The 20,572-nt window shown below is 66.5% G+C and carries 22 protein-coding genes and 1 tRNA gene; 6 read left to right on the top strand and 17 right to left on the bottom strand.

Annotated elements, in window-relative coordinates:
* Positions 1–47: 47 nt before the first annotated feature.
* Entirely contained in the window at positions 48–2,792 is a 2,745-nt protein-coding gene (gene secA / locus ACXJKM_RS07865) for a preprotein translocase subunit SecA (protein WP_056192814.1), read from the bottom strand.
* Between the two features lie 170 nt (positions 2,793–2,962).
* Between secA and ACXJKM_RS07870 the strand changes: the two genes are divergently transcribed.
* The gene (locus ACXJKM_RS07870; RefSeq protein ID WP_157256508.1) at positions 2,963–3,301 is read left to right on the top strand and encodes a hypothetical protein; all 339 of its coding nucleotides are present in this window, start codon (positions 2,963–2,965) and stop codon (positions 3,299–3,301) included.
* A gap of 45 nt (positions 3,302–3,346) precedes the next feature.
* Here ACXJKM_RS07870 and ACXJKM_RS07875 read toward each other — a convergent pair.
* The 6 genes from ACXJKM_RS07875 to petA form a co-directional block, all read right to left on the bottom strand.
* Positions 3,347–3,422 (bottom strand) — tRNA-Thr (locus ACXJKM_RS07875).
* A 25-nt stretch (positions 3,423–3,447) separates the two neighbouring features.
* Positions 3,448–3,957 (bottom strand): ClpXP protease specificity-enhancing factor, encoded by a 510-nt coding sequence (locus ACXJKM_RS07880; RefSeq protein WP_056192817.1) that lies wholly within the window; start codon positions 3,955–3,957, stop codon positions 3,448–3,450.
* Between the two features lie 128 nt (positions 3,958–4,085).
* Complete coding sequence (locus tag ACXJKM_RS07885) at positions 4,086–4,703, bottom strand: glutathione S-transferase N-terminal domain-containing protein (protein WP_457351454.1); 618 nt, start codon at positions 4,701–4,703, stop codon at positions 4,086–4,088.
* Positions 4,704–4,845: 142 nt separating this feature from the next.
* Positions 4,846–5,616: a cytochrome c1 gene (locus ACXJKM_RS07890; RefSeq protein ID WP_457351456.1), complete on the bottom strand. Its 771-nt coding sequence runs from the start codon at positions 5,614–5,616 to the stop codon at positions 4,846–4,848.
* A gap of 20 nt (positions 5,617–5,636) precedes the next feature.
* On the bottom strand, positions 5,637–7,043 hold the full coding sequence (locus tag ACXJKM_RS07895) for a cytochrome b (RefSeq protein WP_457351458.1): 1,407 nt from the start codon (positions 7,041–7,043) through the stop codon (positions 5,637–5,639).
* A gap of 18 nt (positions 7,044–7,061) precedes the next feature.
* Positions 7,062–7,658, bottom strand: a complete 597-nt coding sequence (petA, locus tag ACXJKM_RS07900) for a ubiquinol-cytochrome c reductase iron-sulfur subunit (RefSeq protein WP_056192837.1) — start codon at positions 7,656–7,658, stop codon at positions 7,062–7,064.
* Between the two features lie 174 nt (positions 7,659–7,832).
* Between petA and mscL the strand changes: the two genes are divergently transcribed.
* Together mscL and ACXJKM_RS07910 are read left to right on the top strand one after the other, a co-directional pair.
* Positions 7,833–8,255 carry a large conductance mechanosensitive channel protein MscL gene (gene mscL, locus ACXJKM_RS07905; protein ID WP_056192848.1) on the top strand — a complete coding sequence of 141 codons (423 nt, stop codon included), beginning with the start codon at positions 7,833–7,835 and terminating at the stop codon, positions 8,253–8,255.
* A 130-nt stretch (positions 8,256–8,385) separates the two neighbouring features.
* Positions 8,386–10,803 (top strand): DUF1631 family protein, encoded by a 2,418-nt coding sequence (locus ACXJKM_RS07910; protein WP_457351460.1) that lies wholly within the window; start codon positions 8,386–8,388, stop codon positions 10,801–10,803.
* Positions 10,804–10,904: 101 nt separating this feature from the next.
* Here ACXJKM_RS07910 and pdxA read toward each other — a convergent pair whose 3' ends face one another.
* Positions 10,905–11,954, bottom strand: a complete 1,050-nt coding sequence (gene pdxA / locus ACXJKM_RS07915) for a 4-hydroxythreonine-4-phosphate dehydrogenase PdxA (RefSeq protein WP_457351462.1) — start codon at positions 11,952–11,954, stop codon at positions 10,905–10,907.
* A 72-nt stretch (positions 11,955–12,026) separates the two neighbouring features.
* On the opposite strand from pdxA, the gene ACXJKM_RS07920 reads away from it, so the two are divergent.
* Both ACXJKM_RS07920 and ACXJKM_RS07925 read left to right on the top strand, forming a co-directional pair.
* Entirely contained in the window at positions 12,027–13,823 is a 1,797-nt protein-coding gene (locus ACXJKM_RS07920) for a DUF885 domain-containing protein (RefSeq protein WP_457351464.1), read from the top strand.
* A complete protein-coding gene (locus ACXJKM_RS07925) occupies positions 13,820–14,731 on the top strand; it encodes a M14 family metallopeptidase (protein ID WP_457351466.1) in 912 nt (303 codons plus the stop codon). The genes ACXJKM_RS07920 and ACXJKM_RS07925 overlap by 4 nt, the downstream gene beginning before the upstream one ends.
* Positions 14,732–14,744: 13 nt before the next feature.
* On the opposite strand, the gene ACXJKM_RS07930 is transcribed toward ACXJKM_RS07925, so the two are convergent.
* Together ACXJKM_RS07930 and ACXJKM_RS07935 are read right to left on the bottom strand one after the other, a co-directional pair.
* Positions 14,745–15,371, bottom strand: a complete 627-nt coding sequence (locus ACXJKM_RS07930) for a hypothetical protein (RefSeq protein ID WP_457351468.1) — start codon at positions 15,369–15,371, stop codon at positions 14,745–14,747.
* Between the two features lie 126 nt (positions 15,372–15,497).
* Positions 15,498–16,244, bottom strand: coding sequence for a Nif3-like dinuclear metal center hexameric protein (locus ACXJKM_RS07935; RefSeq protein WP_457351469.1), 747 nt, complete (start codon positions 16,242–16,244; stop codon positions 15,498–15,500).
* 21 nt (positions 16,245–16,265) lie between these two features.
* On the opposite strand from ACXJKM_RS07935, the gene ACXJKM_RS07940 reads away from it, so the two are divergent.
* Positions 16,266–17,429 (top strand): S1C family serine protease, encoded by a 1,164-nt coding sequence (locus ACXJKM_RS07940; protein WP_457351471.1) that lies wholly within the window; start codon positions 16,266–16,268, stop codon positions 17,427–17,429.
* Here the strand turns inward: ACXJKM_RS07940 and tatC are convergent.
* The 7 genes from tatC to hisI all read right to left on the bottom strand — a co-directional run bounded on the left by tatC (position 17,417) and on the right by hisI (position 20,501).
* Positions 17,417–18,220, bottom strand: a complete 804-nt coding sequence (tatC, locus tag ACXJKM_RS07945; protein WP_457351473.1) for a twin-arginine translocase subunit TatC — start codon at positions 18,218–18,220, stop codon at positions 17,417–17,419. The genes ACXJKM_RS07940 and tatC overlap by 13 nt on opposite strands.
* Complete coding sequence (gene tatB / locus ACXJKM_RS07950) at positions 18,217–18,696, bottom strand: Sec-independent protein translocase protein TatB (protein ID WP_457324414.1); 480 nt, start codon at positions 18,694–18,696, stop codon at positions 18,217–18,219. The genes tatC and tatB overlap by 4 nt, the downstream gene beginning before the upstream one ends.
* Positions 18,697–18,933: a Sec-independent protein translocase subunit TatA gene (gene tatA / locus ACXJKM_RS07955; protein WP_056192876.1), complete on the bottom strand. Its 237-nt coding sequence runs from the start codon at positions 18,931–18,933 to the stop codon at positions 18,697–18,699.
* Positions 18,934–19,055: 122 nt separating this feature from the next.
* Complete coding sequence (locus tag ACXJKM_RS07960) at positions 19,056–19,403, bottom strand: histidine triad nucleotide-binding protein (protein ID WP_457351475.1); 348 nt, start codon at positions 19,401–19,403, stop codon at positions 19,056–19,058.
* Positions 19,404–19,415: 12 nt separating this feature from the next.
* Complete coding sequence (locus ACXJKM_RS07965) at positions 19,416–19,784, bottom strand: DUF4870 family protein (RefSeq protein ID WP_457326339.1); 369 nt, start codon at positions 19,782–19,784, stop codon at positions 19,416–19,418.
* Complete coding sequence (locus tag ACXJKM_RS07970; protein WP_457326340.1) at positions 19,781–20,119, bottom strand: phosphoribosyl-ATP diphosphatase; 339 nt, start codon at positions 20,117–20,119, stop codon at positions 19,781–19,783. Before ACXJKM_RS07970 ends, ACXJKM_RS07965 begins: the two co-directional genes overlap by 4 nt.
* Positions 20,112–20,501 (bottom strand): phosphoribosyl-AMP cyclohydrolase, encoded by a 390-nt coding sequence (hisI, locus tag ACXJKM_RS07975; RefSeq protein ID WP_457326341.1) that lies wholly within the window; start codon positions 20,499–20,501, stop codon positions 20,112–20,114. The genes ACXJKM_RS07970 and hisI overlap by 8 nt, the downstream gene beginning before the upstream one ends.
* Positions 20,502–20,572 lie beyond the last annotated feature (71 nt).

Genomic DNA, 20,572 nt, shown 5'->3' on the forward strand with positions numbered 1-20,572 from the left:
AAACGGGCCGGCAAAGCCGGCCCGTGGCGGGATGCGACCAGGAAAACTCAGGCCAGCTTGCCGTGGCAGAGCTTGAACTTCTTGCCACTGCCGCAGGGGCAGGGGTCGTTGCGGCCCACGTGGCCGTATTCGGCCAGCAGCGTGGCGGGGTCGACGTCCTGGCTGATGGAGCCGTCTTCGTTGGGGTGCTGGTAGGTCACGTTGGACACCGCTTCGGCACGGCGCTCCATGGCCTCGGCGGCCTGGCTGGCCTCTTCCTGGCTCTGGATGCGCACATTCATCAGCGTGCGGGTGACTTCCATCTTCACGAGGTCCAACAGCTGGGAGAACAGCTCGAAGGCTTCGCGCTTGTATTCCTGCTTGGGGTTCTTCTGGGCGTAGCCGCGCAGGTGGATGCCCTGGCGCAGATAGTCCAGCGCGGCCAGGTGCTCGCGCCAGCGCTGGTCGATGCTCTGCAGCAGCACCATGCGCATGAAGGGGTTGAACTGATCGATGCCGACGCGCTCGAGCTTGTCCTGGAAGAGCTCGTCGCCGGCCTTGGTGACGGTTTCCAGAATGTCGTCGTCGGTGATCGAGTCGCTCTTCTTGACGAGTTCGGTCAGTGACAGGCCAATCTGCCATTCGCCCTGCAACACCTGCTCCAGACCGGGCAGGTCCCACTGCTCTTCCACGCTCTCGGCCGGCACGAAGGTGCGCACGACATCGCTCAGCGTGGACTCGCGCAGCGAAGCGATCTGGGCGATGAGGCTATCGGCCTCGAGAATGTCGTTGCGCTGCTGGTAGATGACCTTGCGCTGGTCGTTCGAGACGTCGTCGTACTCGAGCAACTGCTTGCGGATATCGAAGTTGCGCGCCTCGACCTTGCGTTGGGCGCCTTCAATGCTGCGCGTGACGATGCCGGCCTCGATGGCCTCGCCTTCGGGCATCTTGAGCCGGTCCATGATGGCGCGCACGCGCTCACCGGCAAAGATGCGCATCAGCTGGTCGTCCAGCGACAGGTAGAAGCGCGAAGAACCCGGGTCGCCCTGGCGGCCGGCACGGCCGCGCAGCTGGTTGTCGATGCGGCGGCTCTCGTGGCGCTCGGTCGCGATGATGCGCAGGCCACCCTCGGCCCGCACCTTGTCATGCAGGCCCTGCCACTCGTCCTTGAGCTGCTGGATGCGGCGCGCCTTCTCGTCGGCGGGGACCGCCTCGTCGGCCTCGAGGAACTTGACCTGGTTCTCGACGTTGCCGCCCAGCACGATGTCGGTGCCGCGGCCGGCCATGTTGGTGGCGATGGTGATGACGCCCGGGCGACCGGCCTGGGCGACGATCTGCGCTTCCTTCTCGTGCTGCTTGGCGTTCAGCACGTTGTGCGGCAGCTTGGCCTGGTCCAGCAGCTTGGAGATCAGCTCGGAGTTCTCGATGGACGTCGTGCCCACCAGCACCGGCTGGCCGCGCGTGTGGCAGGCGCGGATGTCCTCGATGACGGCGTTGTACTTTTCCTTGTCGGTCTTGTAGACCAGGTCCAGCTCGTCCTTGCGGATGGTCGGGCGGTTCGGCGGGATGACGACGGTCTCGAGGCCGTAGATCTCCTGGAACTCATAGGCCTCGGTGTCGGCCGTGCCCGTCATGCCCGACAGCTTGCCGTACATGCGGAAGTAGTTCTGGAAGGTGATCGAGGCCAGCGTCTGGTTCTCCGCCTGGATCTCCACGCCTTCCTTGGCCTCGACAGCCTGATGCAGGCCGTCGCTCCAGCGTCGCCCGCTCATCAGGCGGCCGGTGAACTCGTCGACGATGGTGACCTCGCCGTTCTGCACGACGTAATGCTGGTCGCGGTGATAGACGTGGTGGGCCCGCAGCGCTGCATTCAGGTGATGCATCAGCGTGATGTTGGCCGCGTCGTACAGGCTCGCGCCTTCCGGGATCAGGCCGGCCTCGGTCAGCAGCGCCTCCGCAACCTCGTGGCCGTCTTCGGTCAGGTGGATCTGGTGCGACTTCTCGTCCACCGTGAAGTCGCCCGGCTCGATGACGCCTTCACCGGTGCGCGGGTCGAGCTCGCCGATCTGCTTCTTCAGCTTGGGCACGACGGCGTTGATGCGCTTGTAGACGTCGGTGTGGTCGTCCGCCTGGCCCGAGATGATCAGCGGTGTGCGCGCCTCGTCGATGAGGATCGAGTCCACCTCGTCGACGATGGCGTAGGACAGGCCGCGCTGCACGCGATCGGCCGTCTCGTAGACCATGTTGTCGCGCAGGTAGTCGAAGCCGTACTCGTTGTTGGTGCCGTAGGTGACGTCGGCGGCGTAGGCGGTCTGCTTCTGCTCGCGCGGCATCTGCGGCAGGTTGATGCCGACCGACAGCCCGAGGAAGGTGTAGAGCTTGCCCATCCACTCGGCGTCGCGGCGCGCCAGATAGTCGTTCACCGTGACGACGTGGACACCCTTGCCCGTCAGCGCGTTCAGGTAGACCGGCAGCGTGGCCATCAGCGTCTTGCCTTCGCCGGTGCGCATTTCGGCGATCTTGCCGTCGTTGAGCACCATGCCGCCGATCAGCTGCACGTCGAAGTGGCGCATCTTCAGCGAGCGCTTGCTGCCTTCGCGGCAGACGGCGAAAGCTTCGGGCAGGATGTCGTCGACCGTCTCGCCGGCAGCGATGCGCTGCTTGAATTCAGCCGTCTGGGCGCGCAATTCGTCGTCGCTCAAGCCCTCGTACTTCGGCTCCAGCGCGTTGATCTGCTGCACGGTGCGGCGGTACTGCTTGAGCAAACGCTCATTGCGGCTACCGAAAATCGAGGTGAGAAGCTTGGGCAACATGCTGCGAGGAATGAGGAGCTGCGCGGCACCGGGCGGGCTGTCCAACCGGTGGGAGGCGCGAATCTGAGGGCACGGCGAGGCATTGCAAGACGGACTTGCCCGGCCGCGCAAAACGGCGCAGTTTAGCAGTGGGCTTTTGGCCAGGATCGCCGCCTCACTACACTGCGGCTATGGCCACCCCGCCCCGCTACCTTGCTCCCAAGAGCGTGCGCGTCAGCGTCCCGTCGCCGACACCGGTGGCCGACGCGTTGCGTGCTCACGAGGGCCTGAGTCAGCTCAATGCGCGCCTGGAGGCGTCACGGCGGCGGCTGCGCATCATCGGGCCCGCGTTGCCGGGCAATCTGCTGGCCAGCCTGCAACCCGGGCCGCTGGACGAAGAAGGCTGGAGCCTGCTGGCCGCCAACGCGGCCGTCGCCGCCAAGCTGCGCCATCTGCTGCCCCGGCTGGAAGCCCTGCTGGCCCAGGCCGGGCTGCCTGGACATATCCGCGTGAAGCTGATCCAGAAATAGGCGCACATGAAAAAACCCACTGTCGCGAGACAGTGGGTTTTTGATTGGTGCCGGCTATCGGATTCGAACTGATGACCTACCGCTTACAAGGCGGTTGCTCTACCAACTGAGCTAAGCCGGCGAAAAACAGGCGAGATTCTAGTCGCTCACTTCACCCGTTTGAGTGAAGGCCGCGGGCCACCGCTGGGCGCGTCGGGTGGCGGGGGCGTGTCATCGCCCTCGTCGTCGCTGGCTTCGCTGGCCAGACGCAGGCCGCTGCGGCGCGGCTCCTGCGGCGCCGGGCTGGGCAGCGGTGCACCTTCGGCCAGCGCCTCGGGCGCCGGAAAGGCCATGCCCTGGCCGTTCTCGCGGGCGTAGATCGCGACAACATGATCCACCGGCACGACGATCTCTCGCGCGACGCCGCCGAAGCGCGCCTTGAACTGGATGAACTCGTTGCCGAGATCCAGTCCGCTGGTGGCATCGAAGCCGACGTTCAGCACGATCTCGTTGTTGGACACGTACTCCATCGGCACCTGCACCGAACGATCGACGTGGACCGCGATATAGGGCGTGAAGCCGTTGTCCGTGCACCAGTCGTGCAGCGCGCGGATCAGGTACGGGCGGGTGGACGTGCCATTGCCCGCCCCGCCTTCAACTCCTTGCGATTTATCCATGTACGACAGTCAACCCGGTCAGGGTGCAATACGGTCTGTAGACCCCGCGGCCGCTATGGAACCGGTTTTGCCGGGCCACTGACGGCGCCCCCTTGAGGGGGAAGCGCACAGCGCTTCGGGGTGGGCAATCAACGGCGCATGACCTTTTCCGAGGGCGTCAGCGCCTCGATGTAGGCCGGGCGGCTGAAGATGCGCTCGGCGTACTTGAGCAGCGGCAGCGCGTTCTTGGACATGTCGATGCCGTAGTAGTCCAGGCGCCACAGCAGCGGGGCGATGGCCACGTCGAGCATCGAGAAGTCGTCGCCCAGCATGTACTTGTTCTTCAGGAAGATCGGCGCGAGCTGGGTCAGGCGGTCGCGGATCTGCGAGCGGGCCTTCTCAAGCTGCTTGTCGGTCGCCTTGGTCGTCGTGCCGCGGCCCTCGAGGATGTTCACGTGGGCGAACAGYTCYTTTTCGAAGTTCAGCAGGAASAGGCGCACGCGSGCACGGKCMACCGGGTCGCCGGGCATSAGYTGCGGGTGCGGRAAGCGCTCGTCGATGTACTCGTTRATGATGTKCGAYTCGTACAGGATSAGGTCGCGCTCGACSAGGATGGGCACCTCGTTGTACGGGTTCATCAAAGCGATGTCTTCGGGCTTCGCGAACAGGTCAACGTCACGGATTTCGAAGTCCATGCCTTTCTCGAACAGCACGAAGCGGCAGCGGTGCGAGTAGGGGTCGGTGGTACCGGAGTAAAGGACCATCATGGCTTGGGCTCCCGAGGGGTCAGTCAATCAAAAACGCGCGACGGCTGGGGCCGCGCTGAAAAAGCAAACGCAGTGGGTGGCTACAAGCGCGCCCCACTGCGTGTTTCGACACCGCCCGAGAGCGGTGCCGGGATGGACGGGCTTACTTCACGTCCTTCCAGTACGAGGCGTTCAGTCGCCAGGCAAACACGGTCAGGATGGACAGGAAGATCAGCACGATCACGCCGAGCTGAAAGCGCTGGCCCTGCGCGGGCTCGCCCATCCACTGCAAATAGGCAACCAGGTCGGCCACGGCTTCGTCGTACTGGCGCTCGGACAGCGTGCCGGGCGTCAGTTGCTGGTAGCCGGCGAAGACGTGGGTCTTCTTGTCGTGGTCGTGCGGGTCGGCCACTTCCTCGAACTTGGCGGCGCGCTGGCCCTGCAGCTCCCACATCACATGGGGCATCGCGACGCTGGGGAAGGCCATGTTGTTCCAACCGGTGGCCTTGGTGTCGTCGCGGTAGAAGCTCCGCATGTAGGTGTAGAGATAGTCCGCACCCGAGCCCTTGGCACCATCGGCACGCGAGCGGGCGATGACGCTGAGGTCGGGCGGGTTGGCGCCGAACCAGGCCTTGGCGTCCTTGGGGTCGATGCTGACCTTCATGGTCTCACCGACCTTCTCGGCCGCGAACAGCAGGTTGTTCTTGATGTCGGCTTCGGACAGGCCAATGTCGCGCATGCGGTTGTAGCGCATGTAGGCGGCCGAGTGGCAGTTCAGGCAGTARTTGACGAACAGCTTGGCACCGYTTTGCAGCGCCGCCATGTCCGACATCTTTTCCTTGGGGAACTTGTCCCACTCGATGCCGCCGGTGTTGGCCTGGGCGGCACCCACGAAGCCCAGGGTGGCCAGCAGGAGAGCGATCAGCTTTTTCATTGGTGTTGTTGCTCCGCGGCTCAGTGGGCGTGGAAGGTCACACGGTCCGGCACGGCCTTGGGCGTGCCGAGGCGGCTCCACCAGGGCATCAGCAGGAAGAAGCCGAAGTAGAACAAGGTGCCCACCTGGGCGACCAAGGTGCCCACGTCGCTCGGCGGCTGGATGCCGAGGTAGCCCAGCCACAGGAAGAAGACGACGAAGACGGCATACACATACTTGTGCCAGTCRGGGCGGTAGCGGATSGAYTTGACCGGGCTGTGRTCCAGCCAKGGCAGGAAGAACAGGATGATGACCGCRCCACCCATSACGACCACGCCCCAGAACTTGGCGTCGAAGACCTTGAGCAGGAAGATCAGCACGGCGGCCGCCACCAGCAGGGCCACCTTGGCGGCACCGCCGAACTTGCCCTTCAGGAAGCTCACGACGGCCGCGACGGCGACGACGCCGCACAGCACGTTGACCATGGTGTCGGTCGTCGCGCGCAGCATCGAGTAAAACGGCGTGAAGTACCAGACCGGGGCGATGTGCGCCGGCGTCTTCAGCGGGTCGGCCGGGATGAAGTTGTTGTACTCCAGGAAGTAGCCGCCCAGTTCCGGCGCGAAGAACAGGATGGCGGTGAAGGCCATCAGGAAGATGCAGACGCCGTAGATGTCGTGCACCGTGTAGAACGGATGGAAGGCGATGCCGTCCAGCGGGATGCCGGTCTTCGGGTCCTTGTGCTTCTTGATCTCGACGCCGTCGGGGTTGTTGGAACCGACGTCGTGCAGGGCCAGCAGGTGGGCAACCACCAGGCCCAGCAGCACCAGCGGCACGGCGATGACGTGGAARSYRAAGAAGCGGTTCAGSGTCGCGTCGCCRACCACRTAGTCGCCGCGGATCAKCAGCGCCAGGTCMGGGCCGAYGAARGGSAYGGCRGCRAACAGGTTSACGATSACCTGGGCRCCCCAGTAGCTCATCTGGCCCCATGGCAGCAGATAGCCCATGAAGGCTTCGGCCATCAGGCACAGGAAGATCGCGCAGCCGAAGATCCAGACCAGCTCACGCGGCTTGCGGTAGCTGCCGTAGAKCAGGCCGCGGAACATGTGCAGGTAGACAACGACAAAGAAGGCCGAGGCGCCCGTGCTGTGCATGTAGCGGATCAGCCAGCCCCAGGGCACRTCGCGCATGATGTACTCGACMGACGCGAAGGCCAGSSCSGCRTCGGGCTTGTAGTKCATCAYCAGGAAGATGCCGGTGACGATCTGGATCACGAGGACCAGCAGCGCCAGCGAGCCGAAGATGTACCACCAGTTGAAGTTCTTCGGCGCGTAGTACTCCGACATGTGGACCTTGTAGGCGTCGAACGCGGTCGGGAACCGGTTCTCCAGCCAGGTCATGGTCTTCACGCCTGCCGAGGCGCCTGCGGGTGCTTCTTTGAATTCAGCCATGTCTCGTCCCGTGCTCCGTTAGGCCTTCTTGTCTTCACCGATGACCAGCCGGGTGTCCGACAGATACATGTATGGCGGCACTTCGAGGTTGTCGGGCGCGGGCTTGTTCTTGAACACGCGGCCGGCCATGTCGAAGGTCGAACCGTGGCAGGGGCACAGGAAACCGCCCGCCCAGTCATCCGGCAGCGAGGGCTGGGCGCCGGTTGCGAACTTGTCGCTCGGCGAGCAGCCCAGGTGCGAGCAGATGCCGACGACGACGAGGTACTCGGGCTTGATCGAGCGGTTCTCGTTCTTGGCGTAGTCGGGGATGGGGAAGGCCTTGCGGTCTGAGTTCGGGTCGGCCAGCTGGCCGTCGTTCTTCTTCAGGGCCTCGAGCTGTTCCGGCGTGCGGCGCACGATCCAGACCGGCTTGCCACGCCATTCGACGGTCAGCTTCTCACCGGGCTTGATGCCGGAGATGTCGACCTCGACGGGGGCACCAGCGGCCTTGGCGCGCTCGCTCGGCGCAAAAGTGCTGACGAAGGGCACGGCAGTCGCAACGCCACCAACGGCGCCGGCGCAACCGGTTGCAATCAACCAGGTGCGCTTGCCTTGGTCCACTTGCTGGTCACTCATGAGGGTCCTCTAAAGAGACTTCTGATCAGGGGCAGCCCAGGATTCTAACGGACGCTTACCCGAGGCTCGGCCAAGCGACGACCGACCGCAGGTTTACCCGCCTTCTAGCTCGCCGGACTTGGCGCCAACATCCGTCCGAGTCATCTCACAGACATCGCCATCCAGGAGCCCCGCATGAGTTTCTTCTCCGAGTTCAAGGAGTTCGCCGTCAAAGGCAATGTCGTCGACCTGGCGGTCGGCGTGATCATCGGCGGCGCCTTCGGCAAGATCGTCGACTCCCTGGTCGGCGACGTCATCATGCCGGTCGTCAGCAAGATCTTCGGCGGCCTGGATTTCAGCAATTACTTCATCCCGCTGGCCGGCCAGACGGCCACGACGCTGGCCGAAGCCAAGAAAACCGGCGCCGTGCTGGCCTACGGCAGCTTCCTGACCGTGTCGCTGAACTTCATCATCCTGGCCTTCGTCATCTTCCTGATGATTCAGCAGATCAACCGCCTCAAGCGCGAACCTGAAGCCGCGGCCGCGCCGGCCGAGCCGCCGGCCACGCCGGAAGACATTCAACTGCTGCGGGAGATTCGCGATTCGCTGAAGCGCTAAGCTCTCGCGCCGCCCGTCGCCCGGTAAGCAATGGTTACCGGGCTTTTTTGTGCCAGGAATTTGGCAACTGGTTGAAAACCCGCGCCTGTTGCAGGCGCGATACTTTCAATGCAGCTCGTGCCACCAGTTGATGAACGCGCCAGAGATACGCCTGAACCCGCACCTCGAAGCCTCGCTGACCCGCATTCGTCTGGCGGGTGAGCAGGCGGCCGAGCGCTGCGCGGAGGGTCTGGGGCTGTCGGCGTTGTCCTCCGGGCAGGTCAAGCGCCGCGACACCCTGCTCGCGGCTCAATTCGTGTTCCGCCAGCAACAAGGCGTGTTCTCGCAGCGTTTTGTGCAGAGCTTGCGCAAACAGGTGTCGGCCGAACAATCCGATACCAAGCCGCCGCAGGCGGCGCCCACGGCCAAAAAGGCCTGGGGCGAGCTTTCGCTGATGGACGACGACCAGGTCAACAACCTGGTGGCCGCGGACCGCATCGGCCTGGCCATTGGCCACCACTGCGAGTGGGAGCTGCGCGAGGTCGAATCCTATGTCGCCGGCATCCAGGTCGGTGAACGCAACCCCTTGCGGCCCGAGCTCATCGGCCAGGGCCTGCTTGATGCCATCCAGGCCATCACCGACGACCCTGTCACCCGCCAGACGCTGACTGACGAATTGACTCGCGCGCTGGCCCAGGAGATGCGCGCCTGCTATGCCGATATTGCCGAGTTGCTGCGCTCGCGCGGCCTGCGGCCCCAGGACTTGCGCGTGCGCGCATCGCCGGATGGCGCCGCCTCGCGCCTCGGCGGCCTGGGTGCAGCCACCCAGCCTGGCGATCTCGATTCGGGCCTTGGCGGCATGTCCTCGCGCGGTGGCTACGGTGGCTCAGGGCATGGCGGCCTGGGTGGCCAGGGAAGCCCTGGCGGCGGCCGCAACAGCGGCTTCGGCGGAGCCGGCGGCAGCTTTGGCAGCCGCGGCGGCGGCGGAGGCAGCGGCGGCATTGGCCGGGTCGACCCCCAGATGATGGACCTGCTGCGCCGCCTGGCGCAGACGCCCGGCGCCTACGAGCCGGCCTATGACAGCCACGGCAACTCCAGCCGCATGGGCCTTGACACCCTCAGCGGCGAGCCCAGCGCCTGGGGGCAGATGCCGCTGCCGCCCAACCTGATCAACCAGCATCGCGACGAACTGCGTCAGATGGCCACGGGCCGGCTGGACCACATGGTCATCGACGTCGTCGCCGGCCTGTTCGACCAGATCCTGTCCGACCCCAAGGTGCCGCCGCAGATGGCGCGCCTGCTGGCCCGCCTGCAGCTGCCCGTGCTGCGCGTGGCCCTGGGCGACGAAACCTTCTTCTCCTCGCGCCGCCATCCGGTGCGGGTGTTCGTCAACCGCATGGCGTCCCTCGCCTGCGCCTTTGAGGACTTCAGCGACGATCCCGGCCGCTCCTTCCTGGCCCATGTGCGCGACCTCGTGCAGGACGTCGCCCAGGGCGATTTCGACCGCATGGACGTCTACACGTCCAAGCTGGACGCCCTGGAAGCCTTCATCACCGAGCAGACCCGCAGCACGCTGAAGGCTGCCGGCGACGCCGCCGCCGTCGTCGAGCGCCGCGAGACCGACCTGCGCCTGCAGCAGCGCTACGCCCTGCAACTGCAGCAGCAGCTCGCCCGTGTGCCCATGCAGGACTTCCTGCGCACCTTCCTGGCTCAAGTCTGGTCCCAGGCCATCGTGCTGGCTTCGCGCGAGGGCGCGCCGGAGCGGGCCCTGCGCCTGCGCACCCTCGGCCGCACCCTGGTCATGAGCGTGCAGCCCAAGGGCGGCACGGCCGCGCGCGCCGATTTCCTGCGCGAGCTGCCCAATCTGATGCGCACCCTCAACGAGGGCATGGATCTGATCCGCTGGCCGGACGGCCCGCGCAAGGACTTCTTCGGCGTGCTGCTGCCCGCGCATGCCGAATCGCTGAAGGGCCAGGCAGCCAGCGCCCTGGACACCAACCTGCTGATCAAGCAGCTCGACCAGATCTTCGGCGTCGCGCCACCAGCCGAGGCCGACCTCGCCAGGCCCATGGCCGGCGAGACGGCGCCCGGCGATCTCGACGCCAGCCAGCGCCTGACGCCGGCCGAAGCCAAGAGCCTGGGCCTCGTCGAGGAAGCCAGCGTCGACTGGAACGGCGAGCTGGACCTCGACCTGTCAGGCAACGACGCCGCGGCCGCGGCCGAACCGCTGCAGGCCGTGGACATCTCCATCGACGGCCTGCCCGCCGCCGAGGGCGCGCCCGAGGCCAGCAGCGGCGCCCTGCTGGTGGACAACATGCAGCTCGGCTTCGCCTACCAGATGCACACCGGCAACGAATGGCAGAAGGTGCGCCTGGCCCATGTCAGCGCCGGGCGCAGCTTCTTCATCTTCACGCACGGCAACCGCCACCAGGAGACGGTGACGATGACGGCCCGCATGCTGCGAAAGCTCTGCGAGGCCGACCGCATGCGCGCCTATGAACACGGCCTGCTGCTGGAGCGCGCGACGGCTCGTGCCCGGGCGCAACTGGCGGCGCTCGGCGGCCGCTAGAACATATGCCCCTCGCCCAGGCTCGCGCTGCTGAACGCCCGCGAGCCTAGTCGGTCCCCCGCGGGGACGCCGCCCCTTGCAGCATTGAGCCGCAAGCGTCGTCAGGCGGGCCGGCTCGGGAGCGGCCCAGCGCTCGGCCCGAAGGATCTAACCCCAGCCAGCCGGCGTGCCATTGCCAGTGCCGCGCCCAGGCTGGCCGGGTCGGCCAGGCCTCGCCCCGCGATGTCGAAAGCCGTGCCGTGGTCGGGGCTGGTGCGCACGAAGGGCAGGCCCAGCGTCACGTTGACGCCCTGCTCCACCCCGAGGTATTTGACCGGGATCAAGCCATGGTCGTGCACCATCGCCACGACGACGTCGAACTCGCCGCGCCGGGCCCGCATGAAGATGGTGTCGGGCGCATAAGGGCCGCTGGCGTCCATGCCGGCCGCACGTGCGTCGGCAATGGCGGGCGCGATATGCAGGATCTCTTCATCACCGAACAGGCCGCCTTCGCCGGCATGCGGGTTCAGCCCGGCCACGGCAATGCGCGGCGCGGCGATGCCCATGCGCTGCAGCGCCGCCTGGGTGATACGCAGCGTCTCTGCCACCGCCTCGCGGGTCACACGCGAGATGGCTTCGCGCAGCGAGCAGTGGATGGTGACGAGCACCGTGCGCAGCTCCTCGTTGGCCAGCATCATGCGCACCGGCACGCCCCCCGCCAGGGCCTGCAGCATTTCCGTATGGCCCGGGTAGGGCGAGCCGGCCGCATGCAGGGCTTCCTTGTGAATGGGTGCCGTGATGAGGGCGCGCGCATGGCCCGCCTGAATCAGGCCAACAGCAGCCTCGATGCACAGGGCTGCGGCCGCGCCGGCACGGGCATCGACCTGGCCCAAGGGGGCATCGATCAAGCCTGCGGGCAGGCCAGCGGGCTGCCAGACCGGCAGGCAGCGCAGCGGTACGCGGCCTAACTCATAGGCCCCATGCAATTCGGCGACCGCCAGGCCACCGCCGGCAGCAGCGACCGCGCGCCTCATGACGGCAACGTCGCCGACCACCAGGGCATCCCGCGGCATCTCGTGCCGCCACAACTTGGCGATGATCTCGGGGCCGATGCCACAGGCATCACCCATGCTGAGGACCAGGGGCTGGCCTAGGGAGTTTTCCGGGGTCATGCCGCATTCTTTCATCACCCCGGCAGCGCGCTGGCAGACTGCCCACCGGCTCATCACGCCGTGGAGACTTTCTTGCGCAAGACCCTTGTTGCCGCCCTGATCGCCGGTCTGCATCTGACCGCCCCCGCCGCCACCCAGCCGGCACCCAAGGCCAATGCAGCCGCTACCGACGCTGTCGCCAAAGCCCATCAGGCCCTGCTGGCCCTGTTCGACGAAGCCTGGGAATCCGAGGCCCATGCGGCGCCGGAATGGGCCACGCTGCGCGGTGACCTGCGCTTCAACGACAAGCTGAGCGACCGTTCCGCGGCCGGCCTGGCCGCCCGCGACGCTTTTGCCCGCGACATGCTGGCCCGCGCCCGTGCGGTGGACGCGGCCCAGCTCAGCGACACCGACCGTGTCTCGCTGGCCCTTTTCATCAACCGCTACCAGCAGGAGGGGGCCATGCAAGGCTTCGCCGGCTGGCGCACCTTGACGCTGGGCACCCTGTACGGCGCGCAATCGGCCCTGGCCGGCTTTGCGCGCAATGTGCCGGTCAACAACGAGACCCAGGTCAAGCAGTGGCTGACGCGCCTGGCCGCCTACCCGGCGCGGGTCGACCAGGAAATCGCCATCCTGCGCCAGGGTCTGACCCTGGGTTGGGTCACCTCCAAGCCGGTGCTGGCGCGTGCCATTGCCCAGGTGGAAGGGCAACTGACCGAGGACGTCACCAAGAGCCCGGTCTACGAACCCTTCACGCGCATGACGGTGGACGCCAGCGTCAAGGTCAACTACCAGGCACAGGGCCAGGCGGCCATGCGCGAGATCTTCTACCCGGCCCAGCGCAAGCTGCTCGCCGTCATGAAAGACGAGCTGATGGCCAAGGCCCCCGACAGCGGCTCGCTGTCGAGCTACCCCGGCGGCGACAAGGTCTACGAGGCGTTGATCCAGCGCCATGTGACGCTGCCGCTGGCGGCGGGCGACATCCACACCACCGGCCTGCGCGAGGCCGCGCGCATCCGCGCCGAAATGGAGAAGGTCAAGGCCGAGGCCGGTTTCGACGGTGACCTCGCCGCCTTCAAGAAATTCCTCTACAGCGACCCCAAGTTCTTCAACCAGACGGCCGACGAGCTGCTGGACGGCTACCGCGCCATCGCCAAACGCATCGACCCCGAGCTGCCCAAGCTCTTCGCCCAGCTGCCGCGCTCGCCCTATGGCATTCGCGGCATGCCGCCCTATACCGGCGAAGGCGCGGCCGACAACTACAACGGCCCCTCGCTGGACGGCACGACCCCCGGCTGGTTCAACGCCAACGCGATCTCGTTCAAGCGCCGGCCCAAATGGGCGATGGAGACGCTGGTGGCCCACGAGACCGTGCCAGGCCACCATCTGCAGATCTCGCGCCAGGTCGAGCTGGGCGAGCTGCCCAACTTCCGCCRCCAGTCGCAGTACTCGGTCTTCAGCGAGGGCTGGGCGCTGTATGCCGAGACGCTGGGCCCGCAGATCGGCCTGTTCCGCGACCCCTACACGCGCTTTGGCCACTTGCAGGCGCAGATGTTCCGCGCCGCGCGCCTGGTCGTCGACACCGGTCTGCATGCCCTGGGCTGGAACCGCGACAAGGCCATCGCCTACATGATCGAGCAGACCGGCCACGACGCCACCTTCATGACGGCCGAGGTCGACCGCTACCTGTCCCAGCCCGGCCAGGCGCTCAGCTACATGATGGGCGAGCTGAAGATCAAGGAGCTGCGCGCCCGGGCTGAAGCCGCCTTGGGGGCCAAGTTCGACCAGCGCCGCTTCCACATGGCCGTCATCGATCAGGGCGCCATGCCTTTGCCGCTGCTGGAGCAGCGCATCAATGCCTGGATCTTGAGCGAAAAGGCACGGCCATGAGCTACGCAATCGGCATTCCCGGCCAGCCCTGGGGCCCGGGCGAGGTCGCCGCCTGGCGCGGGCGCCTCGTCAAGCAGCGCAGCTTTGCGGCTGACGTGCTCGCCACCATCGAGCCTCTGAAGCAGGATTTCGACGTCAGCGAATACGGCGCCGTGGTCTGTGACGGCGAACGCTTCCCGCTACTGGCCATCCGCGGCCGCGGCTGGCGCCAGGACCTGCCCGTCCTCGTCGTGACCGGCGGCGTGCATGGCTACGAGACCAGCGGCGTGCATGGTGCGCTGCAGTTCGTCCGCGAGCATGGGCAGGAAGCTGCCGGCCAGGCCAACCTGCTGGTGGTGCCCTGCGTCAGCCCCTGGGCCTATGAGCGCATCCAGCGCTGGAACTTCGATGCGCTGGACCCGAATCGCAACTTCCGCGAGGGCAGCCCCGTGCCGGAGTCCACGGCCCTGGTGGCCCTGCTCGCGCCGCTGCGCGGCCGCGTGCTGATGCACATCGACCTGCACGAGACCACCGACACGGACGAATCAGAGTTCCGCCCTGCCCTGGCGGCGCGCGATGGCGAGGTGTTCGAGCCCGGGCTGATCCCCGACGGCTTCTACCTCGTCGACGACGCCGAGCACCCGCAACCGGAGTTCCAGAAGGCCGTCATCGCCGCAGTGGCCCAGGTCACCCACATCGCCGAGCCCGATGCCAACGGCCAGATCATCGGCTGCCCGCTGCAGTCGCCCGGCGTCATCAGCTTCGCGGTGCGAAGCCGTTTCCTGTGCGCAGCCATCACCGGCGCTCGCTTCAGCACGACGACCGAGGTCTATCCGGACAGCGCGCGCGCCACGCCCGAGCAATGCAATGCGGCGCAGGTCGCGGCCACCCGTGCCGCGATCGGCTACGCGCTGGCGGCCGAGATCTGAACCTCAGGCGGCGTCATTCGCAGACCAGCAGCCCTCTGGCACCCACCCCATGCGTGGACTGCAGCAAAGAGGTGGCATTTACCAGCCGCCCCATCCGGCGCCGCACGACGCCCTCGGCATCACGCTCGAGCTTGACGCAGAGGTCGGGGTCCAGCCCCATCGCGATGCGCTCCTCGAAGGTGGGCCTGGGTGAATTGCTGCGCGGGTCGGTCGTTGCCGGGTTGACCAGGGCGCCGCGCAGGATTTCGGGGCTGGGCCTCAGGTTCAGCGCGCCGGGTGCAGACGCCGCCGCACCGGGCGACAGGGCCGCACCCGTCGCCGCGACCACGGGCGCGCCCTCGCCGTCCGGTGCGCCCGGCAGGGTTGGTGTGGGTCTTGGGCTGATGCCCGGTGATGGGGCGGTGGGCTGCCGCGCCTGCACGCGCGCCGCACGCTGGTGCAACTGAGGCGGCGGGGGCAGCAGGCGCAGCACCACTGAACGCCGCGCTTCTTCGCCTGCCGCTGGCCACCGCCGCGCCTGCCAGATGAGCAGCAGCAACGCCGCATGCCCCAACAGCACGGCCCAGACCGCCATCTGCCGACGCCGGGACGAAGCCAGGCGCCAGCGGCCTGGCCGCGTGACGGCCTCCGCGGCCTTCACGCGCCGGCCGGATGAAGGCCAAGCATCCCAAGGACACGAGTGGGCGAGCGGGCAACGCAATAGCAGCAGGAAGGCATGCCGGATGCTAGGAGCCGCGGCCCCGCGCCGGGTTACGCCAGGGTTAGGTCAGGCCGGGTTGTCCACGTCGATGAACTGCCAGGTGAGGCCCAGATCCTGCGCGACCTGGGCACCGACGCCCTGCACGCCGTAGCGCTCGGTGGCATGGTGGCCGGCCGCGATGAAGGCGACGCCGGTCTCACGGGCGTAATGGGCCTGGGGCTCGGAGATCTCGCCGGTGATGAAGACATCGGCGCCCGCCGCGATGGCCGACTCGAAATAGCTCTGGGCGCCGCCGGTGCACCAGGCGACGCGGCGCAGCGGGCGGCCGTCGCCCGGCACGGCGGTCACGTTGCGGCCCAGCGCATCGCGAAGCCTCACCGTCAGCGCGGCAAGGTCGGTGGGCTCGATGGCCGCGCTGAAACCGAGATCCTGCTCGCCGAAGCGGCTGTCCGCAGTCCAGCCGAATTGCGCACCAAGCTGCGCGTTGTTGCCCAATGTCGGGTGAGCGTCCAGCGGCAGATGATAGGCAAAGAGGTTGATGTCATGCTGGATCAACCGCGCCAGGCGCTGCTTCATCCAGCCCGTSACGCGGCCRTCCTGKCCACGCCAGAACAGGCCGTGATGGACCAGGATGGCACCCGCCCCGACGGCAATGGCCGCGTCGATCAGGGCCAGGCTGGCTGTGACGCCGCAGACGAGATGACCCACCTCGGCGCGCCCCTCGACCTGCAGACCGTTCGGCCCRTARTCCTTGAAGCGCGCGGGCTCCAGCAGCTGGTTCAGGCGGAGTTCCAGCGCGGCGCGATCGGTCATGGCTTGATGGGGATGTAGGTGTTGAAACGGCTCTGGCTGATTTTCGCGCAGGCGGTCACCGTCGCCCTGGCCGCCCTCTTCGTCGTCTCGACGCTGAAGCCGCAATGGCTGCACGAGGCACGGCTACCCCATGCCACCGTCGCCCAGACCGCACGCCAGATCGCCTTGCCCTCCTCGCCTGCCGCCTCCGTCGTGCGCGCCGGTTTCTCGCAGGCCGCTCGCGTCGCAGCGCCGGCCGTCGTCAGCATCACGGCCAGCAAGGCGCCGTCGCGCGCGGGCCGGGCGCATGAACAGCTGTTCGGCTTCCCGTTCGGGCTGCGCCAGCCCCGCGGCAGTCCCCAGCTTGGCCTGGGCTCGGGCGTCATCATCTCGGCCGACGGCGTGCTGCTGACCAACAACCATGTCGTCGAGGGCGCCTCCGACATCGAGGTCATGCTCAGCGACGGCCGCCAGGCCCAGGCCAAGCTCATCGGCACCGATCCCGAGACCGATGTGGCCGTGCTGAAGATCAGCCTGCCCGATCTGCCGGTCATCGCGATGGGCGATGCGGCCAGCCTGGCGGTCGGTGACGTCGTGCTGGCCATCGGCAACCCCTTCAATGTCGGCCAGACGGTCACGTCCGGCATCGTGTCGGCGCTGGGCCGCAACCAGCTCGGTATCAACACGTTCGAGAACTTCATCCAGACCGATGCCGCCATCAACCCCGGCAACTCGGGCGGCGCGCTGGTGGACGCCGATGGCCGGCTGGTGGGCATCAACACGGCCATCTTCTCGCGCAGCGGCGGGTCCCTGGGCATTGGCTTCGCCATCCCGGTCGACGTGGCCCGCCAGGTGGCGGCCTCGCTGCTGCAGGACGGTGTCGTCGCGCGCGGCTGGATCGGCGTGCAGACGCGCGAGCTGACGCCCGAACTGGCCGAGGCACTGAAGCTGGGCGATGCCAAGGGCGTTCTGATCGGCGGCGTCGTCAACAACGCGCCGGCGGCCAAGGCTGGCATCAAGCCGGGCGACGTGCTGACCCGCATCGGCGAGCATGCCGTCACGACGCCAGCCGAACTGCTGGCCAGCGTGGCGGCCCTCAAGCCCAGGAGCCAGGTCGAGGTGGGCGTGCAGCGCGCCGGCAAGGCCATGCACTTCCAGCTCGCCGTGGCTCAGCGGCCCAAGCCGCAGCGCGATCAGGACGACTGATCGGGGGTGGTCTGCTCGGCCTCGTCGGGCGCCTTGGTATGGCGCACGAAGTAGGTGGACGCAAACAGCCCCACCTCATAGAGCAGGCACATCGGGATCGCCAGTGCGAGCTGTGAAACGATGTCGGGCGGCGTGATGACGGCGGCGATGATGAAGGCCACGACGATGAAGTAGCCGCGCCATTCGCGCAGCTTCTCCACCGACACGATGCCCATGCGCACCAGTACGACAACGACGATGGGCACCTCGAAGGCCGCACCGAAGGCGATGAACATGTTCATCACGAAGCCGAGATAGGCCTCGATGTCAGGCGCCGCCGTGATGCTCTTGGGCGCAAAGCTCTGGATGAAGGCGAAGACCTTCTTGAAGACGAAGAAGTAGCAGAAGGCCACGCCGCCGAAGAACAGCAGCGTGCTCGACACGACCAGCGGCATCACCAGGCGCTTCTCGTGCGAATACAGGCCCGGCGCGACGAAGGCCCAGGCCTGGTAGAGCACGATGGGCAAAGCCAGCATGAAGGCGGCCAGCATGGTGATCTTGATCGGCACGAAGAAGGGCGCGATGACGTTGGTCGCGATCATCTTGGTGCCTTCGGGCAGGTTGGCCACGAGCGGCGCCGCCAGCCAGTCGTAAAGCTGGCTCGGCCCGGGGTAGAGGCACAGCACGCCGAAGCAGACCGCGATGGCGATGACGGCGCGCAGCAACCGGTCGCGCAGCTCCATCAGGTGGGTGACGAAGGGCTGTTCGGTACCGGCCAGTTCGTCGTGGTCGGGGTTCTGGAAGGAGCTCATCGGTTCAGGCCTGGTGGGCGGAATCGCGCCACGCGGGCAGCTCCCGATTGGGTATGACGCTTCACACCGGCCTTCTGCTTGAACCACATCGGCGTCGACCCGCGCTTGAGGCGCCAGTTTTTCTTGGGGTGGCGGTACTCGGGCGGCGGTGGCGCGATCGTCGTGCCGGCTTCGTAGGACGAATCGCTGGTCACGTCCTGCCAGGTCTGATTCATCGCCTGCGTCGCGGTGTCCACCTCCTGGCGCACGCTCTGCTCGACGTCCTGGACCGCCGTCTGGAACTGGGTCTTCATCTTCTGAAGCTCCTCCAGTTCGATGGAGCGGTTGACCTCGGCCTTCACGTCCGCCACATAGCGCTGTGCCTTGCCCAGCAAGGTGCCCACCGTGCGAGCCACGCGCGGCAGCTTCTCGGGGCCGATGACGATCAAGGCCACCGCGCCGATCAGCGCGATCTTGTCGAAGCCGAAGTCAAGCACTTAGGACTTGGTCTTCGCGTCGACGTCGACCGTGTTCGGGTCATTGACCTTGCGGGCGGTGACCTGTTGGGGCGCAGCGGCTTGCTCTTCGGAAGTCGTGCCGTCCTTCACCCCGTCCTTGAACCCCTTGACGGCTGCGCCGAGGTCGGAACCGACATTGCGCAGCTTCTTGGTGCCGAAGATGGCGATGACGACGACGAGGACGATCAGCCAGTGCCAAATACTGAATGAACCCATGATGTTGACTCCTTGTGGACTGGCTCAAATTCTAGGTGAGGGATGACCCTAGCATCCTGGGTCATTTCGAGGCCGATCGCGTTCCGGTGCGATCGTGCTCAGCCCTTAGGTTTGGTCACAACTCAGCCTTTCAACCACGGCCGAGGCCCGCCCATCACATGCAGATGCAGGTGCAACACCTCCTGACCGCCGTCCGGACCCGTGTTGATGACGTGGCGGAAGCCGTTGGTGACACCCAGTTCCTTCATCAGCCGCGGGCCCAGGGCCGTCATCTTGCCCAGCAGCGCGGCCTCGGCCTCGGACACGTCCGCCATGGAGGCGATGTGGCGCTTGGGGATGATGAGAACGTGGACGGGTGCCCAGGGATGGATGTCATGGAAGGCCAGAACGTCCTCGTCCTCATAGGCCTTCTTGCTCGGGATCTGGCCGGCGACGATCTTGCAGAACAGGCAGTTGGGATCGTGAGTCATCTTTTACTCGCTTCAGACCGGCATGGGTTTGCCGTCGTTCCAGTTCAAGAAGCCCTTGACGAGGCGATAGAGGAACCAGATGCCGTCAACGGCCAGGATCACGAAGCCCACGCCCAGCAGCAAGGTGGCAAAGCCCAGGATGCCCCATACCAGGCTCCACCAGAAGGTACGGATCTGCCAGGTGAAATGGCTGGCGTAGACGGTGCCCGCAGTGTCCTCGCGCTTGATGTAGTTGATGATGATGGCCACGATGCCGGTAAAGCCGGTGAAGGCACTCAGGGCATAGAGGACATAGACCACCATCGTCAGCTGCTTGAGGCTGGCCAGCTTCTCGGCAGGCGCGCCGACATCCAGCGCCGCGGGGCTCGGATCGTTGTTCATGGGGCTTCTTTCGGCAGCTTGTTGCGGGACGCAAATTCTTCCAGGCCAGACAAGCCCTCGCGACGCGCAAGTTCCCGGAGCACGTCCTCGGGCTTCAGCCCGAAGTGGGCCAACGCCACCATGCTGTGAAACCACAGGTCGGCCACTTCATAGACGACCTTCTGGGCGTCGCCATCCTTGGCGGCCATGACGGTCTCGGTGGCTTCCTCGCCGACCTTTTTCAGGATGGCGTCCAGGCCCTTGTCGAAGAGCTTGGCGACGTAGCTGGTGCCGGGGTCAGCACCCTTGCGGGACTCGATGACCGCGCCGACGCGGCGGAGGATGTCGTCACTCATAGATCTTGCTCGGATCCTTCAGAACGGGTTCGGTGGCACTCCAGACGCCGTTCTCCAGCTTCTGGAAAAAGCAGCTGTGGCGGCCGGTGTGACAGGCAATGCCGGGCTCATGGCCAAGTTGGGTGATGGTCAGCAGCACGACGTCGTTGTCGCAGTCCATGCGAATGGCATGCACCTGCTGGAAATGACCGCTCTCCTCGCCCTTGTGCCAGAGCTTGCCGCGCGAGCGGCTCCAGTAGACGGCCTGGCCGCGCTCGGCCGTCAGGGCCAGGGCCTCGCGGTTCATCCACGCGAACATCAGCACGTCGCCCGTGCCCTGCTCCTGGGCGATGACGGGCACCAGCCCCTTGTCGTCCCATTTGATTTCGTCCAGCCAGTTCATTGCCCGCCCGGCCGCCCGAAGGGCAATGGCGCCCCCTCGGGGGACAGAGAACGAAGTAAACGTGGGGGCTG

It is taken from the genome of Roseateles sp. P5_D6, assembly GCF_054049415.1.

What these genes read in the sequence shown, in the direction of transcription:
- petA (WP_056192837.1), bottom strand. Translation starts at nt 7,658, where the DNA reads ATGAGTGACCAGCAAGTGGACCAAGGCAAGCGCACCTGGTTGATTGCA.
- ACXJKM_RS07960 (WP_457351475.1), bottom strand. Translation starts at nt 19,403, where the DNA reads ATGACTCACGATCCCAACTGCCTGTTCTGCAAGATCGTCGCCGGCCAG.
- mscL (WP_056192848.1), top strand. Translation starts at nt 7,833, where the DNA reads ATGAGTTTCTTCTCCGAGTTCAAGGAGTTCGCCGTCAAAGGCAATGTC.
- ACXJKM_RS07970 (WP_457326340.1), bottom strand. Translation starts at nt 20,119, where the DNA reads ATGAGTGACGACATCCTCCGCCGCGTCGGCGCGGTCATCGAGTCCCGC.
- ACXJKM_RS07965 (WP_457326339.1), bottom strand. Translation starts at nt 19,784, where the DNA reads ATGAACAACGATCCGAGCCCCGCGGCGCTGGATGTCGGCGCGCCTGCC.
- pdxA (WP_457351462.1), bottom strand. Translation starts at nt 11,954, where the DNA reads ATGACCCCGGAAAACTCCCTAGGCCAGCCCCTGGTCCTCAGCATGGGT.
- ACXJKM_RS07925 (WP_457351466.1), top strand. Translation starts at nt 13,820, where the DNA reads ATGAGCTACGCAATCGGCATTCCCGGCCAGCCCTGGGGCCCGGGCGAG.
- secA (WP_056192814.1), bottom strand. Translation starts at nt 2,792, where the DNA reads ATGTTGCCCAAGCTTCTCACCTCGATTTTCGGTAGCCGCAATGAGCGT.
- ACXJKM_RS07880 (WP_056192817.1), bottom strand. Translation starts at nt 3,957, where the DNA reads ATGGATAAATCGCAAGGAGTTGAAGGCGGGGCGGGCAATGGCACGTCC.
- tatA (WP_056192876.1), bottom strand. Translation starts at nt 18,933, where the DNA reads ATGGGTTCATTCAGTATTTGGCACTGGCTGATCGTCCTCGTCGTCGTC.
- ACXJKM_RS07910 (WP_457351460.1), top strand. Translation starts at nt 8,386, where the DNA reads ATGAACGCGCCAGAGATACGCCTGAACCCGCACCTCGAAGCCTCGCTG.
- ACXJKM_RS07870 (WP_157256508.1), top strand. Translation starts at nt 2,963, where the DNA reads ATGGCCACCCCGCCCCGCTACCTTGCTCCCAAGAGCGTGCGCGTCAGC.
- hisI (WP_457326341.1), bottom strand. Translation starts at nt 20,501, where the DNA reads ATGAACTGGCTGGACGAAATCAAATGGGACGACAAGGGGCTGGTGCCC.
- tatC (WP_457351473.1), bottom strand. Translation starts at nt 18,220, where the DNA reads ATGAGCTCCTTCCAGAACCCCGACCACGACGAACTGGCCGGTACCGAA.